Raw genomic sequence first — 230 nt, forward strand, 5'->3', positions numbered from 1 at the left:
TGGACTTGTCCTCCAGATGCACCGCGCGCAGCAATTCCATCGAGCGCCGCTTGGCCTTGGGCACGCCGTACAGCCCGGCCTGAATCTCCAGCGTCTCGAACGGCGAGAAGAACGGGTCGAACAGGATTTCCTGATTGACGATGCCGATCGAAACCTTGGCGTTGCGCGGGTGCTGATCGATGTCGAAGCCCCAGATCGACGCGCTGCCGCTGGTCTTGTTGACCAGCCCC

At 62.2% G+C, this 230-nt stretch carries 1 pseudogene; it reads right to left on the bottom strand.

The annotated features are described in order from the left end of the window. A pseudogene (locus RAD10_RS42635) lies at positions 1 to 230 on the bottom strand (ABC transporter ATP-binding protein); the annotation flags it as partial.

Source organism: Bradyrhizobium sp. 23AC, assembly GCF_054863025.1.